This is a genomic window from Segatella sinensis, from assembly GCF_040095255.1.
In the GTDB taxonomy this organism is placed as follows: Bacteria; Bacteroidota; Bacteroidia; order Bacteroidales; family Bacteroidaceae; genus Prevotella; species Prevotella sinensis.
In genome coordinates this window covers 1-14,465 of record NZ_JBBNGE010000064.1, presented here as the reverse complement: position 1 = coordinate 14,465, position 14,465 = coordinate 1, and the positions used below count along the sequence as shown (strand labels likewise).

Below are 14,465 nucleotides of genomic sequence, written 5' to 3'. Positions count from 1 at the left end.
AAATTCAATGCAATTCTTGCTGTAGTACAACAGTAAGACGATTACTCATGCCCATAGGGGTGCTGAGTAGTTACAGCAACAATAAGTTGCTCTGGATTTTGTCATGTCAGAAATTTCACTTATCTTAGTGTTGCAAAATAAATAACAAATAAAACTCTGAATGACATGGCAAATTAACTTTATCTTCTTCTTAATTGTAAAATATTATAGTTGTTATTTTATCTTGTTATATTCCTCATCGCTCACAGCCTCCTGCCATTCGTTGGATGTGTTCTCGCCAGGTATTTCAAAGGCAAGGTGGGCAAACCAGCTGTCTTTTGCGGCACCATGCCAATGCTTCACGTTGGCTGGAATATGGATGACTGTGCCGGGGAGGATTTCCTGCGCAGGCTTGCCTTCTTCCTGATACCAGCCTCGTCCGGCTACGCCTACCAGCATTTGCCCGCCGCCCTTTGTGGCGTGGTGCGTGTGCCAGTTATTGCGGCAACCTGGCTCAAAGGTAACATTAAAGAAAGGTATCTGACTGTCGGATATTTTCGCAAGATAGCTTTTGCCTTTGAAGTATTTGGCGTAAGCGGTGTTCGGTTCGCCAATAGGGAAGAGCATCTCGCGCTGGAAAGCAGCCTTGGCTTCTTCGCCTTTCACGTCCTCGTTCCATACCTCATTTGCCAGATTGAAGGCAGCCCAGGCCTTTGGCCAGCCGGCGTAGAAGGCGATGTGAGTAATAATCTCTGCCGCTTCCGTGCGGGTAATTCCGTTGTTCTTTGCCGTCTGCAAGTGATATTTCAGCGAGTTGTCGGTGATTCCTTGGCTGATAAGCGAAGTGATTGTTACCAAACTGCGGTCGCGCAATGAAAGCAGGTCATTGCGGCTCCATACTTCTCCGAAGAGGATGTCGTCGTTGAGGTGAGCGAACTCTGGGGCAAACTCACCCAGTTGGGTGCGCCCTGCTGTCTGTACTATTTTCTGTTGTGCCATAACATTGAATGTTAAAACGGTGAATACTGTAATTAAAATAAACGATTTAGCCGAGTGCAGAGCCAAACTTGTTTGAGCTATGCCGAGGCGGCAGTGATTGCAAACGGAGTTTGAAATGATTCTGTTCATGATTCTTTATTGAATGAAGTTCTTGATTTGGTTGGCTGGATTGAGAGGTGTTTGATCGGACAGCACCAGCGACTTGACCATGTGCAGCGTTCCCTGCTTGTATTTCTGGAAATGCTCCGAGGCGATATGCTTTTCGTAAGCCTCATGGCTCGCATAGGTATCCAATATGGTTATCTTGCAGGGATTCTCCTTTTCGCCGACAGCATACATGGTCAGTACCCCCGGCTCGGTACGCAAAGAGATTTCACCCACCTCGGTCGCGTATTTCATATATTCGTCGAGGTACTGCGGGTAAACCTCGATTTTCGACAGACGCACGATGCCGTCAGCGGTCATCGGCTCCTTGACGCACATGGAAGGCTCCTTATCGAGTTGCAGGCATTTCCCGATTATTTCACCGGTGGCGATGTAGGAATAGGTCGGAAACTCGAATAGTACTGGCTTCAGCTGCGTATAGTCGAGTCTCCCGTTGTCGTCGAGTACCTCGGGTGCAGCGTAAGTGTTGGCAATCGAGCAGATGAAGTTGTCGAAGCCGTCCGACTTGTATATATCCACTACATTACATTCCATCACAAGCTGCGATGCGTCGATTACTGGACTTCCGTTCTTGCCCCAGTGAAAGTCGAACACGCCCGACTTATCGACCGACGCGCCACTCACGCTTCCTACATAGTCTGCCTTGGAAAGCATCTTCTGGTCAACGAGATTGACGGATAGTTTCTTGGACTCGATTATGCCCTGATTGGTATAATGCTTGTCGTTCATGCTGACGAGAATGCGGTCATGCCCGATAATACCGACATGCGCCACAAGCAGCCAGTTTACCTTACCGTTTACTTCAGCTCCCACCACGGTTACGGGCATAGGGTAAAGAGCCAGTTTGCTACCGATATTTTTCTTTTCCGTTATCATCATTTCTTTATCTTTTAGTTGTGAAGCATTAGCGCTCTTACACGCAGAAGTGAGTATTAACGCGAGAATACAAACTGCATTTATAAAACGTATCTTCATTGTATCATATTTTTAAATTCTTCTTCAGGAACTCCTCGATGTTGTCCCAAGGAATCATTCCTTTCCCACCACCATCGTATAGGTCGCAATGAGAGGCTCCTGGGATAATGAGCAGTTGTTTGTTGTTCGGAACTGGGTTGGGCTTTCTTGCGAAGTCGTAGCCTTCCGCTTTCCCATCCATCATATATCTGAAGGCGCTTTCTCCGAAGTAACGGGAATGCGCTTTCTCTCCATGCACAATGAGTACTGCCGAACGGATTTCGTTGATGTAATATAGGAAACGGGTGTTGGCGTAAGCCTGGCAACCAGTGGTGCGCCAACCTTCGTTTGAGTTGCCCGAACGCTTATGGTAGCCTCGTGGTGTTTTGTAATAGGCATGATAGTCTTTTACAAATTGCGGTGCGTTCTCCGGTAATGGGTCAACCACGCCGCCAGCCATAGTGAATGTTCTGTTCTTGAGGTCGGCCGTGCGAGCTTCTGCCCATGCCTTTCGTACCGAATATCGCTTTTCTTCGCTGTCATCTGCGTCAAAGTACCCGTTTCCGCTTACTCGACTCATGTCATACATGGTTATTGCCGCAGTAGCCTTGATGCGAGGGTCTTGCGCAGCAGCATTCAGAGCGATTCCGCCACAGCCGCAAATGCCAATGATTCCGATTCGCCCTGCATCTACATCATCTCGCATGCTGAGGTAATCTACAGCAGCCAGAAAGTCTTCCGTATTGATGTCGGGAGAAGCCGTACGGCGAGGCTCGCCTGAAGATTCACCAGTAAACGAAGGGTCGAAAGCTATGGTGATGAATCCACGCTCTGCCATGGTCTGTGCATAGAGACCTGAACATTGCTCCTTGACGGCTCCGAAAGGACCGCTCACGGCAATGGCTGGCAACTTTCCTTCAGCGTTCTTTGGAATATAGAGGTCGGCTGCAAGAGTAAGACCATATTGGGTCTTGAATGTCACTTTCTCATGTTTTACCTTCTCGCTTTTAGGAAAGGTTTTGTCCCAATCCTGTACTAATTTTATCTCTTTGTCCATAGTTTCTGCTTTTACTTTTATTTGATTTCCTGCACAAAAAATGAGTGCTATTGCTATAAATGTGAAAAATCTGTTCATATTAAAAACTGGTGCAAAGATACGTACATTTCTCTAAAGAGTTTATACCTTGTTTTCGGAAGACATTACCGTTATTCCGTTTCTATCAAAACATGCTTCCTTGTATTTAAGCAGTCTTGCGGTACTCGCTTGGAGTCTTTCCCGTCTGTGCCTTGAAAAAGCGGACGAAGTGCTGAGAATATTCAAAGCCGAGGCGCTGGCTGACTTGCGTAATGGTTAAGGTTTCATCTACAAGTAGTTGGCGGGCTGCAGAAAGCAGTCGGTCGTTGATCAGACTCTTTGCGGTTCTGCCAGTCTCTGTTTTGACTAATTCACCGAAATATTTGGTAGAATAGCAGCATTTGTCGGCAAAGTAGGCTACGGTAGGCAGCCCTTCATACTCCGCTTTCCGGGCAATGTATTCATCGAGCAGAGAGATGAACTTCTTTACCACCGAATGATTTATCTCCTCGCGTGTGATAAACTGTCGGTCGTAGAAGCGCAGACAGTAGTTAAGCAACAATTCGATGTTTGAAACGATGAGTTCACGCGAATGCTTATCTATGGGATGCTGCAGTTCCTGGTTAATCATTGAGAGCACATCACGGAAGATATTGACCTCGGCAGCGGATAAGTGTAATGCTTCGTTGCTTGTATAGTCGAAAAACTCGTATCGGGAGATGTTCTTGCCAAGCTGCGTGCGGTTGAGCAGGTCGGGATGGAAAGCCAATACCGTATATTTGGCAAGCGGTACTCCAGGAATGGGTTCAACCTTAATCGACTGTCCTGGAGCACACGAGGTTACGGTCATCTCGTCAAAATCATATTCTGTTCTGCCGTATGACAATTTGCAGCCCTTGTTTTCCTTCAGGAAGAGGGCATAAAGTCCGTAGTGATGCACAGCCTCCTGTATCGGAGCAGTTCTCTCTACACGTGCAATGCTTACCAGAGGATGAAGTGTTTTCACCCCAATGAAGTCATTGAACTCCTGTATGGTATTAAAGAAAAATTCCTTCATAATCCTAAGCTTTTTAAATTTCTAAATTTCTTGGGTGCAAAGATACGCACATTCACCTAAAGAGCTTATACCTGGTTTTCGGAAGATATTACCATTATCGGAGATTTATTCCATTCTGCCATATTTCATTTCCACGCCCTCCTTATCATACTGCTTGCGCTTGCCGGTTGGTGGCTCAGTAAGTGTGATGCTAACTACAGCCGTGCGTGAAAGGGAACGGGCGATGCTCTCGTCGAAAGCATCCATATGGTGAGGAAGGAAACGTTCACAGATTAGTCGGAGACCATGAATCTTCTCTGCTTCATCTGACACGATTTCTGCCTTGCCGAATGCAATGGCTGATTTGAATTGCAGGGTGAAACTGCCGTCTTTCGGACCAACCGTAGGCGCACAACGGGTTACGGCTGAAAGGCAGACCTCTGGATGAGCCTTGATTGCCTCCAACTTCTTGCCTTCCAAGGCACCATGAAAATACCAATTCACATCATCATCTGATGCGAGTGACAGGGGTAAACCATAAGGCTTGCCTTCTTCGTCAATAAAACTGACCGTTATATACGGAGCCTTGTGCATTACTTCCAAAGCCCACTCACTATCCATTGCTCTTGATTTCTTTCTCATTTTTTATCCTTTGTACTTAAATACTTTAACCATTTCCTTGTCGCCACCTACAAGCTGGCTACATTTATTCAACATACCTGTATCGACGAAACCGCATTTCTCCATGACTCTTCCTGATGCAGGATTGCCTGTGAAATGGTCTGCCCAGATGTTTTCGAAATGCTTCTCGTTGATGCAGTAGTCAAGCATCGGCTTCAAGGCTTCGGTGCAGATTCCCTTGTTCCAATAAGGCTTTCCTACCCAATAGCCCACCTCGCAGTCGTTTTCTCCGATAGGGATGTTGCTGGTTTCATGGGTGTAGTAGCCGATGCAGCCGATAGCTTCGCCAGTCTCTTTCAACACAATCGCCCATGTCGTTTCATTATGGAAGAATGTCCGGATTATTTCCCGACTTTCCTCAACAGACTTATGTGCCGGCCATCCTGCACGTGGGCCTACGTCAGGGTCGGAGGCGTACTTGAAGAGCGCCTCTGCATCTGATTCCTGCCAATATCGAAGTAAAATTCTTTCTGTTTCCGTCAGATTATATCGATGTTTTGCATTTTATTACTATGTGCACTTACCCCAGCCAGTTGGTAAAGATAAGTATACATTCGTGCACCTTCTCAAAGAATCTTCTATTCTTTTCATCTTTTTATTTTAAGAAAGGATCAAGCGTAGCCAGCAGTTCGGCTTTATCTACCACACCGCTTGTGCGCCACAATACTTCTCCGTTTCGGAAAAGCATCAGCGTAGGCACGGATTGGATGCGGTATTGGCTTGCTGTTACGCCGTACTTATCTACATCCACCTTGATGATTCGGATGCGGTCGCCCAATACACTCTTCACCTGCTCCAGAATGGGGTGCATCGCTTTGCAAGGTTGGCACCAGGTGGCAAAGAAATCGACCAGAACAAGCTGGCCACTGTTTATTACGTTATTAAATGTCTCCATAATTATTTATCTATTTCCGTGAAACGATTAAAAGTTCTGCCGTCGTAGCGAAGAATCCGTGTAGGAATAATATCTTCTTCATGATCTAATCATTTGATAATGATGCGCCTGTAATCTGGGAGGATAAGCTATGCTCAACTCCATATCAGCGCAATATATCTGCAAAAATACAAAAAATATTCAGAAATGTGATTATATGGATGGATTTTGTTTGCAGGGCTAACATGATTTAACCTTATTCTTAATCTAGAGGAGCATTGAGGGACAACTTGGGGGATATCTTGAATAACCGGAAATCCTTAATGACCTTAATGACCGTGACCTTAATGACCGGAAAACGGCTCTAAACATTTATTTGTTTTTCTGATGAAACTCCTTCCTTGTCTTGGCCATTGCTTCCGTAGCCCTATCGTGGGGCTCTATCAGTAATGGACTCTTGTGATATTGCACAATCTTGACTCTGACGCCACCTATCCAAACGTAATATGTAGATATATCTTGTGTCATAATTATTTTATCTTCAATGTCCGCAGATATTCTTTTTGCTCGGGCGTGATTCTGTTGCTCTCAATGGACTTCTGGATGGTCTTGTTGTGCGTCCAGGAAGCAAGGCGGTTTTGCTCGATGTAGGGAATTGCCTGGTCCCATTGCTTGGCAAGGGCGGTGGCGAAGAACCAGGCTACCATCATTTTTACGTAATACTCTTCGCTCCTTACTGATGCTGGAATTTTAAGATATTCTGCATTGAAGTCTTTATCAAGGTAATGAGACATAAGTGTCTCTATACCAAAGCGGCAAGTATAAACGTGTGACGATTTACTCCAAGTCTTGATCTTCGCCAATAGCTCCTTCTTGTGTTTGGCAAACACCTTCGGAGACATGATGTCGCAAACTGCCCAGTTGTCCACGAATGGCAGGAATCTGTCTGTAAGACGAATGCTTTCCTCGTAGTCCTTCACCTCGGAAATGAGGAGACCGTGAAGCATGTTCTCATCGTAGTATTCGTGAGGAAGCTGATGAAGGAAATCTTTGCATTCTGACTCATTTGTAAATTCTTTTGCGAACTTGCGAAGCACAGGCACACGAATGCCTATGAAACTCTCCACAGGCACTCCCGGTGTCAGTTTAGCTTGGAAAGCAGCATACTGCTTATCCTGCATGGCGAACAGTCTTTCTTGAAGTGAAGTCATTTTTATCCAATTAATTTAATGATTTGTTTATCCGAAGCATCAGGCAGGATTTCTTTCAGATGTTTGAAAATCCTCTGATAAGACTCTTCGGGAGTTCGGTTGCATTGGCAAGCCTCCCTGCCATAGAGATCTTCGGGAGTGTTGAGCAGCGACCATCCCCAGCCATATTCATGATTGTGCTTGTCACGAGGATAGATGAAATCCTCGGTCACGATATAGGTTGCCATTTCCAGTCGGGTGAGATAACCGTCAAACTTGCTTCTCATTCCCTTGCCCGTGAAACCGCAGGCTGCCCGAAGTTCTCTCGTGATGAGACTGCCGGTAGATTGAAGCGTACTGAGAATGGCTCCTTCTATCGATTCTTCATCCGGACGGGGGTATTTGCTTCTTCTGTAGTTGCAGAAGTCAGGCCACCATTCCTGGCTGATGAATCCTGCTTTCTTGTTAAAGAACTTTCCGTACATACATGGCATTTCCTGCACAATCTCGCCCTTCCATTTCCATAGCGGCCAGTCCCAACCGCCTTCAGGAAGTCTTACGTAACCGCAGTCTTCTGCTACGATGTCTTCGGCAGAGAAGCCTTCAATGCCACTATCAAGGAGAGGGAGGAAGCCGATTTTCTGAATCAGCTCCATCATGCCTGTTGCTGAATATATTTCTGGAAAATTCATATTCATCTATTTTTATCCGTTGAACTTAAATAATCTTGACGTTACATCTGTCTTCTTATGTATCGTGCCAGTCCGTAAACATATCTTCGGCAACCTGGACGATAGTGGAGCAGGCGGTCGAACCATGCAAGATGTTTGTTGAATAGGCGAACTGTAACACCTACATAGACCATGGCGAAGAGCGTTCCGATGCCCACGATCTCCCATTTCCATGAACCGAGAAGCAGGAAACAGAACAAGACGGCCAAGACCACGAGCGTGATGTCCACCCGAATCTTGGCTTTAGGGAAAGGCCAGCCGGTAACCTTGTGAATGGCAATGGAAATGCCCTCGCCAGGCATGGTTACTGAGCCGCACTTCACCTCCATGGCAATTCCGAAACCGAGGATGGTGCAACCGGCAATCTGCACAAGGGCATTGAACAGGATATTTTCTGAAACCATCCACTGTGTAAGCACCATATTGAGGTCTATGAACATTCCGAAGATAAAGCCGATAGCGAGCTGGAAGAGTTGCACCCACTCGAAGTTTCTTCTCAGAATCAGAATCTGCAGCACCACGAAGATCGCATTCATCATGATGGTGTAGCCGCCGATAGTCCATCCTGGGATGTAATCAAGCATCTTACCTGCTGAAGCCATCACGTAAGGGATGGTGGAAATAACGCTTGAACCTAACTGACTTCGCACACAAGCTGCGACTCCGAAAGTCATTACATAGAGCGAAACGAGCAGCAGAATATGCTGCCATACAAAAGATATAACTTCTTCTTTCTTAATCATTTATATTATTTTCTTAATCAATTCGTTCAGTTTATCCTCTCTGACAATCTTCGGCTGAGCCTTGCCAGCGAGAATGAGAATCTTCTTGCCGTTACGATAGATATGAAGCTGTCGTGAGCGAACCGCGGCAGTCAACTCCTTATCGTTCTGCATGGCTTGCCAGATAGGATAATATACTCCATCAGGTTCAAACAACTTCTTTTGAAGATGCGAGCAGAGGTTTGTTGTATCAATAGTCATTTATTTTTTGAACAAATATCTCGTGAATCTGATTGAGCTCAGAATCATCGAAGCTGATTTTATTACTCTTCATCCATCCTTTTACAACAGAAGTTGCCTTAGGTGAAATCAGGTCCAGCATCCACCAATAGTCTTCATTTGAAACCAGTTGCCAAGTGCCACGCAGCAGGTGAAGACGGACTATCTCACCCTCATCGTATGCATTCTTGAATGCGAAGGAAGAAGGTTTGCGAGTACGCATCATCACAGCCCATCTTACCATCCGGTAATCCTGGGCTTGCATGGCTCCAAAATGAGACACCACCTTTTGGGGAGTATCAAATTGAGGGCAGATGAGCTGCTGCGAAAGCAGGCGTATTGCTATTGGATTCATTGTTTCTGAGTCGTTAAAATTACGTTGATTATTTCAAAGCCTTGCCGTCGGAGAAAGCGTTGCCGACTTTCTCGCCCAGCTGGATATAGCCGTGATGAATAGGGTCGAAGACAATCAGTTCCATCTTCTCCATGTCAGGATTTCCGTCTTCTGCCAGATACTTCTCATCTACAAGAATATTGACGATTTCGGCAACGAGATAATAACCGGTTTCGCTTTCGTCGTATTTCTCCTTGATTCGGCACTCCAGGGTCATTGGGAAATCGGTGAACACAGGAGCGTTGACCATAGTCGCCTTCTCGATGCTCCATCCAGTCTTCTCCATCTTCTTCGGGTCGTTCTTGGCAGAAACAATGCCCACGAAATCAGAAGCCACCATGGTTTTCCTGGTAGCGAAGGCAACGGTAAACTCGCCGCCAAGCTTCAGATTGTCTGTGGTGACGTGATTTCCCATTGAGATCATAATCTCCTTCATGTCCCACTGTCCTGCCCAGGCAGCGTTCATAGCGTTGGCAACTCCTTCCTTATTATATGTGCCGATAATCAGCACTGGCTGTGGTGCAAACCACGGCTTTGGTGAAAAACTTTTCATATGCTTCATTCTTTTTTTTGTTATCTATTCATGTGTAAATACGCCATCAGCGCAATCTGTATCAGCAGAATAGCAGGAATGCCGTATTTGAATTTCTTGTGCATCGTCTTATGGTGCCAGACTTTCATTCCCATCCATGCCCCGATGCTTCCTCCAAGTACAGCCAGCAACAAAAGCGTGGTTTCTTGAATGCGCCATTTGGCTTTCTTTGCCTTGTACTTATCAATGCCGTACACGATGAATGCAACTGCATTGATAGCAAGGAGATAGTAGGCGAGGTAACTATGTAATGTATTCATATCCTTCAACTTCTTTTTTCTTATCACTTTAAAATCCTAACTCCACATCCTTGCCGAATGGTGCGAGCGAAAGCCCGGCCATCTTGAAATGCTGTTTTCCCCAAGGAATGCCGATAATGGTTATACATAAGAGAAAGCCGAAGAACAGATGCATGAGGCAAGCCCACAATCCCCCGAAAATCAGCCAGAGTAAATTCAGCGGAATGCGAATGCAACCAGTTGGACTATTCGATTCTCTTACCGTAGAACCAAAAGGCCATAGGCAGAGCAGGCCAATCTTGAATGTCTGTATCGCAAAGGGAATGCCGATGATGGTACATGCAAGAGCCAGACTTCCGGTGAAATAACCGATGGCAGCTTCGAGACCTCCGAAGAGCCACCAAAGTAAGTTTCCTATTATGCGCATAAGATTATTCTTTTATATTTTTGATTATGTCAAGAATGGATCAAGCGTAGCCAGCAGTTCGGCTTTATCTACCACACCGCTTGTGCGCCACAATACTTCTCCGTTTCGGAAGAGCATCAGCGTAGGCACGGATTGGATGCGGTATTGGTTTGCTGTTACGCCGTACTTGTCCACATCCACCTTGATGATTCGGATGCGGTCGCCCAACACACTCTTCACCTGCTCCAGAATGGGGTGCATCGCCTTGCAAGGTTGGCACCATGTAGCAAAGAAATCGACCAGAACAAGCTGGCCACTGTTTATTACATTATTAAATGTCTCCATAATTATCTGTCTATTTCCGTGAAACGATTGAAAGTTCTGCCGTCCCTTGTTACTTTCCCGAAGAACATATCTTCCGGTCTTACCCAATAGGCTTGGTCTCCATAGAGAGCCTGATAAACCACCATGCGCTCCTGAGTCTCGGAGTCGAAGGCAGAATGGATGAACCTGTATTTGCCGCCCTTAAAGTGCTGGAAATATCTTTCTTCCTTTGCCGAAAACTCCATCAGCATTTTCTGGGCAAGGGGAGCGTACCAGGTTTTCACCTCCTGCTCTGTAGGCGTATGACCGCCTGGGAAATGGAAGGCTTGGTTGTAATGCTCCAGGAAGAGAGGGGAGAAGTGAGCCAGGGTGTCCTGCTCACCAAAAAGTCCCCACACACGATCCTTATAATAGGGGTTGCAATGGTCAAACTGCACGGCTTCCAGCTCCGCAAACTCCTCAATCAGCGTCTCGTCAATCACCAGCTGCTGATTGCCGTCCCTTCTCGGCGCCTTGTATTCATGCTCGCCGATTCGCTCCTTCAGAAACTCTGTCATCATGAAATGCGGATTGCCGAGCAGGGCAGGAATGCCCACCACCGGAGCCAGCATCTGGGCGAGGAAAGAGCCGCAGCTGTTGCCCAGAAGCAAGTCGGGCTGTTCCCGGTCGATGATGGAGCGAATCTCCTTCAGTGCCTCCATGGGGTGCAATGGGAGGTCGGGAGTCAGCACCACCGCCGTCCCCTCAAACGCCTCTTTCAAGGCTCTCGCCATCGGACAGCTGCCCGTGGCGAAGAATCCGTGTAGGAATAATATCTTCTTCATGCTCAAATCATTTGATAATGATGCGCCTGTAATCTAGGGAGATAAGCCATGCTCAAACCCCATGTTGGCGCAATATATCTGCAAAAATACAAAAAATATTCAGAAAAGTGATTATATGGATGAATTTTGTTTGCAGGGCGAACTTGATTTAACCTTATTTTATAAGATAGAGGGATATTGAGGGATTTTTGATAACCCGAAATCCTTAATGACCGAAAATGACCGTGACTTTCATGACCGGATTCATGAATACATGTACCCATATACACTATGGGGGAGTTTGCTCGTGATGAGTAAACTCCCCCATAATTATCTTAAAAAAACTTATTTATTCAATAGAATATTTTGATATTCAGAATATAATCACTATATTTGCACGTAATATCAGACGTATTATTATGTGCAATATTAAATATTATATAGATGAAACAGCTGCATATTTCGGTAATATTTTGGGCGAAAAAGTAGCTTTGGAACCAGCAGATAAAGATTTGCTGGTAGGAATCCCTATGAATGTTTCTTCCAGGTTCTCTTTTTATAAAGGATGTATTTTAGGGCAGCACATTTTGATGGCTTACCTAAAGGATGGTGACTCTGTGCCACCTGCCCAGTTGAAGAAACAATTGGATATTATAGGTCGACAGACACAGCTCGTCGTCGTATTAATCACTCCATGCATTTCATCTTATAATAAGGTTAGATTGGTGGCACAAAAAGTTAACTTTGTTATCCCCAACAGGCAAATGTTCCTGCCATCTCTTTTGCTTGACATCAAACCAGACAGAAAGGTTGGCTTGGATTTGAAAGAAACCATTCCTCCCTTTGCCCAATGTTTGTTGCTTTATCATTTGCAGATTGAATCCATTGTTGGGGCAACAGGTTATGGACTGAGCGATAAGTTTGGCGTTTCTTATGCGACCGCAAACAAATCATTGCGCTGGCTTGTCTTCAAAGATCTGATTAAGTTGGAAGGAGTAAAGACAAAGACGGTACAAATTGATATAAGCAATAGGGAACTTTGGAATAAAGCCTTGCCAATGTTGGCTTCTCCGATAGAGCAGCTTTACTATACGGATGCTATACTTGAAGGACAACAGATAAGTGGGGTGAATGCACTGGCTTCCTACACGATGCTTAATGAAGAATCAAGGCAGTGTTGGGCTGTTACAAAGAAAGAACTGAAAACTCTGGCCATCGTAACCGACAAGCAGTTCGGAGAAAATGAAATCCAAGTATGGAAGTATAACCCAAAAATGTTAAGTACAGAAGGAGTGGTTGATAAGCTCTCGCTTTATCTGTCATTGAAAGACAATGAAGATGAGCGAATACAAATAGAGTTGGAACGATTAATAAATGAAATGTCATGGTAAGAGGAATAGATACATTCAAGGAGTTCTTCAAAGGTTTTGAGGACAATTATGTTATAATAGGCGGTACGGCATGCGAAATCCATGAGGATTTGTATGCTCAGGTGCCTCGTGCTACTAAGGATATTGACATTATCTTAGTGGTTGAAGCTTTGTCGGCTGAGTTTGTAGCCAAATTCTGGGAGTTTGTAAAGAAGGGCAATTATGAGCAGCGAAACAAGGGTGTTAATGAGAATGTTGAGCCCAAACATGAATATTTCCGCTTCATGAAGCCTGCTAATTCTGCTTTCCCATATCAGGTTGAACTCTTCTCACGAAGTCTTGGCTTGATGAATTTCCCAGAGGAGGCTCGTATCACACCGATTCCTGTAGATGAAGACCTTTCAAGTTTATCGGCTATACTCATGGATGAAGACTATTATCGTTTCACGATAGAACATAGCTTGCAGGAAAATGGCGTGCATATCGCCAATATCGAGAGTCTTATCTGTTTGAAAAGCAAGGCTTTCATGGATTTAAGTCAAAGAAAAGCTAAAGGCGAAAGTGTTGATAGCAAGCATATTGCAAAGCATAAGAAAGATGTTTTTCGTCTTGCAGCAATGCTTACTCCAGCAAGTAGATATGATCTGCCCGATACATTAAAGAAAGATGTTAGTGACTTTTGTGATGCTATTATGCATGATTTGCCAAATGCCGATTTCATCAAGTCAGCAGGTCTTGGCAATGTGACAAGCCTGCAGATTATAGAACAACTTAAGAAATCAATGTTGTAGTTATGGTTAAGATACAATATGCTTCAGATTTGCATCTGGAATTCATGGAGAATACCCTGTATTTGGAGACTCATCCTCTTCAGCCTGTTGCTGACATCCTAGTGTTGGCTGGAGATACTGGCTATTTAGGTGATGAAGGCTTTGTCAAGCATCCATTCTGGGATTGGGCTTCAGAGAATTTCAAGGAAGTAATAGTAATACCAGGTAATCATGAGTTTTATTTGGGTTATGACTTGGAGCAACTCCATGATGGATGGTGCATGGAAATTCGGCACAATATCAAATGCTATTATAATGCAGTAATACATCTTTCGGATGATACAGACCTCATCGTTTCTACACTATGGGGATATATAGAGCCGCAGGATGCTTTTTCAACCGAGCGCAGAGTAAATGATTTCTATCGTATTAAGGATTGTGGCGTTGTGATAAACAGTGAACGGTTTAATCAAGAGCATGCTAAGTGCCGCGCTTTCATAGAAAAGGCTGTTAGTGAAAGCCAGGCAAAGCATATTGTTGTGGCAACGCATCATGTTCCATCATTTCAACTGGTGTCTCCGGATTTCAAGGGAAGTCCGATAAACGGTGCTTTCACAGCAGAGCTGGGGAACTTCATTGCTTATAGCCGAATAGACTATTGGATTTATGGCCATTCTTATCGTAACATAGACAGGATAATAGGAAATACTCAATGTGTTTCGAATCAGCTTGGGTATGTGAATCATGGGGAATCTGAGTCTTTTGATTCAAAGAAATGTATTAACCCACATTGCAGCAGTCTTTGGTAACTACTCAGCACCCCTATGGGCATGAGTAATCGTCTTACTGTTGTACTACAGCAAGAATTGCATTGAATTTAGA

General features: G+C 44.9%; 21 protein-coding genes. 3 read left to right on the top strand and 18 right to left on the bottom strand.

Annotated features, from left to right (window positions below):
* Positions 1 to 213: 213 nt before the first annotated feature.
* The 18 genes from AAAT87_RS13530 to AAAT87_RS13445 all read right to left on the bottom strand — a co-directional run bounded on the left by AAAT87_RS13530 (position 214) and on the right by AAAT87_RS13445 (position 11,464).
* Positions 214 to 978 carry a carboxymuconolactone decarboxylase family protein gene (locus AAAT87_RS13530; protein WP_298530444.1) on the bottom strand — a complete coding sequence of 255 codons (765 nt, stop codon included), beginning with the start codon at positions 976 to 978 and terminating at the stop codon, positions 214 to 216.
* Between the two features lie 135 nt (positions 979 to 1,113).
* On the bottom strand, positions 1,114 to 2,019 hold the full coding sequence (locus tag AAAT87_RS13525) for a flavin reductase (RefSeq protein ID WP_428848588.1): 906 nt from the start codon (positions 2,017 to 2,019) through the stop codon (positions 1,114 to 1,116).
* A gap of 103 nt (positions 2,020 to 2,122) precedes the next feature.
* Positions 2,123 to 3,154, bottom strand: coding sequence for an alpha/beta hydrolase (locus AAAT87_RS13520; protein WP_349226705.1), 1,032 nt, complete (start codon positions 3,152 to 3,154; stop codon positions 2,123 to 2,125).
* A gap of 184 nt (positions 3,155 to 3,338) precedes the next feature.
* Positions 3,339 to 4,229 carry a helix-turn-helix domain-containing protein gene (locus AAAT87_RS13515; RefSeq protein ID WP_349226704.1) on the bottom strand — a complete coding sequence of 297 codons (891 nt, stop codon included), beginning with the start codon at positions 4,227 to 4,229 and terminating at the stop codon, positions 3,339 to 3,341.
* Between the two features lie 105 nt (positions 4,230 to 4,334).
* Positions 4,335 to 4,850 carry a pyridoxamine 5'-phosphate oxidase family protein gene (locus tag AAAT87_RS13510; RefSeq protein WP_298530433.1) on the bottom strand — a complete coding sequence of 172 codons (516 nt, stop codon included), beginning with the start codon at positions 4,848 to 4,850 and terminating at the stop codon, positions 4,335 to 4,337.
* 3 nt (positions 4,851 to 4,853) lie between these two features.
* Positions 4,854 to 5,354 carry a GNAT family N-acetyltransferase gene (locus tag AAAT87_RS13505; RefSeq protein WP_298530447.1) on the bottom strand — a complete coding sequence of 167 codons (501 nt, stop codon included), beginning with the start codon at positions 5,352 to 5,354 and terminating at the stop codon, positions 4,854 to 4,856.
* Positions 5,355 to 5,484: 130 nt separating this feature from the next.
* The gene (gene trxA, locus AAAT87_RS13500) at positions 5,485 to 5,784 is read right to left on the bottom strand and encodes a thioredoxin (protein ID WP_119228709.1); all 300 of its coding nucleotides are present in this window, start codon (positions 5,782 to 5,784) and stop codon (positions 5,485 to 5,487) included.
* Positions 5,785 to 6,135: 351 nt separating this feature from the next.
* On the bottom strand, positions 6,136 to 6,291 hold the full coding sequence (locus tag AAAT87_RS13495; RefSeq protein WP_349226703.1) for a hypothetical protein: 156 nt from the start codon (positions 6,289 to 6,291) through the stop codon (positions 6,136 to 6,138).
* 2 nt (positions 6,292 to 6,293) lie between these two features.
* Positions 6,294 to 6,974, bottom strand: coding sequence for a DNA alkylation repair protein (locus AAAT87_RS13490; RefSeq protein WP_298530429.1), 681 nt, complete (start codon positions 6,972 to 6,974; stop codon positions 6,294 to 6,296).
* A 2-nt stretch (positions 6,975 to 6,976) separates the two neighbouring features.
* The gene (locus tag AAAT87_RS13485; protein WP_349226702.1) at positions 6,977 to 7,645 is read right to left on the bottom strand and encodes an AlkZ-related protein; all 669 of its coding nucleotides are present in this window, start codon (positions 7,643 to 7,645) and stop codon (positions 6,977 to 6,979) included.
* Positions 7,646 to 7,686: 41 nt separating this feature from the next.
* Entirely contained in the window at positions 7,687 to 8,427 is a 741-nt protein-coding gene (locus AAAT87_RS13480) for a YczE/YyaS/YitT family protein (protein WP_349226701.1), read from the bottom strand.
* Entirely contained in the window at positions 8,428 to 8,667 is a 240-nt protein-coding gene (locus AAAT87_RS13475; protein ID WP_349226700.1) for a hypothetical protein, read from the bottom strand.
* Entirely contained in the window at positions 8,657 to 9,040 is a 384-nt protein-coding gene (locus AAAT87_RS13470; RefSeq protein ID WP_349226699.1) for a DNA glycosylase AlkZ-like family protein, read from the bottom strand. The genes AAAT87_RS13475 and AAAT87_RS13470 overlap by 11 nt, the downstream gene beginning before the upstream one ends.
* Positions 9,041 to 9,068: 28 nt before the next feature.
* On the bottom strand, positions 9,069 to 9,632 hold the full coding sequence (locus AAAT87_RS13465) for a flavin reductase family protein (RefSeq protein WP_349226698.1): 564 nt from the start codon (positions 9,630 to 9,632) through the stop codon (positions 9,069 to 9,071).
* A gap of 20 nt (positions 9,633 to 9,652) precedes the next feature.
* Positions 9,653 to 9,931 carry a DUF1294 domain-containing protein gene (locus tag AAAT87_RS13460; RefSeq protein WP_298530417.1) on the bottom strand — a complete coding sequence of 93 codons (279 nt, stop codon included), beginning with the start codon at positions 9,929 to 9,931 and terminating at the stop codon, positions 9,653 to 9,655.
* Between the two features lie 28 nt (positions 9,932 to 9,959).
* Positions 9,960 to 10,337 carry a YccF domain-containing protein gene (locus AAAT87_RS13455; protein WP_006846501.1) on the bottom strand — a complete coding sequence of 126 codons (378 nt, stop codon included), beginning with the start codon at positions 10,335 to 10,337 and terminating at the stop codon, positions 9,960 to 9,962.
* A gap of 24 nt (positions 10,338 to 10,361) precedes the next feature.
* Positions 10,362 to 10,661: a thioredoxin gene (gene trxA, locus AAAT87_RS13450; RefSeq protein WP_349226697.1), complete on the bottom strand. Its 300-nt coding sequence runs from the start codon at positions 10,659 to 10,661 to the stop codon at positions 10,362 to 10,364.
* Positions 10,662 to 10,663: 2 nt separating this feature from the next.
* Positions 10,664 to 11,464 carry a YqiA/YcfP family alpha/beta fold hydrolase gene (locus tag AAAT87_RS13445; RefSeq protein ID WP_349226696.1) on the bottom strand — a complete coding sequence of 267 codons (801 nt, stop codon included), beginning with the start codon at positions 11,462 to 11,464 and terminating at the stop codon, positions 10,664 to 10,666.
* 398 nt (positions 11,465 to 11,862) lie between these two features.
* On the opposite strand from AAAT87_RS13445, the gene AAAT87_RS13440 reads away from it, so the two are divergent.
* The 3 genes from AAAT87_RS13440 to AAAT87_RS13430 are packed head-to-tail and all read left to right on the top strand — an operon-like array spanning position 11,863 to position 14,392.
* A complete protein-coding gene (locus AAAT87_RS13440; RefSeq protein ID WP_349226695.1) occupies positions 11,863 to 12,834 on the top strand; it encodes a hypothetical protein in 972 nt (323 codons plus the stop codon).
* On the top strand, positions 12,828 to 13,604 hold the full coding sequence (locus AAAT87_RS13435) for a hypothetical protein (RefSeq protein ID WP_349226694.1): 777 nt from the start codon (positions 12,828 to 12,830) through the stop codon (positions 13,602 to 13,604). The genes AAAT87_RS13440 and AAAT87_RS13435 overlap by 7 nt, the downstream gene beginning before the upstream one ends.
* A gap of 2 nt (positions 13,605 to 13,606) precedes the next feature.
* Positions 13,607 to 14,392: a metallophosphoesterase gene (locus AAAT87_RS13430; protein ID WP_349226693.1), complete on the top strand. Its 786-nt coding sequence runs from the start codon at positions 13,607 to 13,609 to the stop codon at positions 14,390 to 14,392.
* Positions 14,393 to 14,465: the final 73 nt, after the last annotated feature.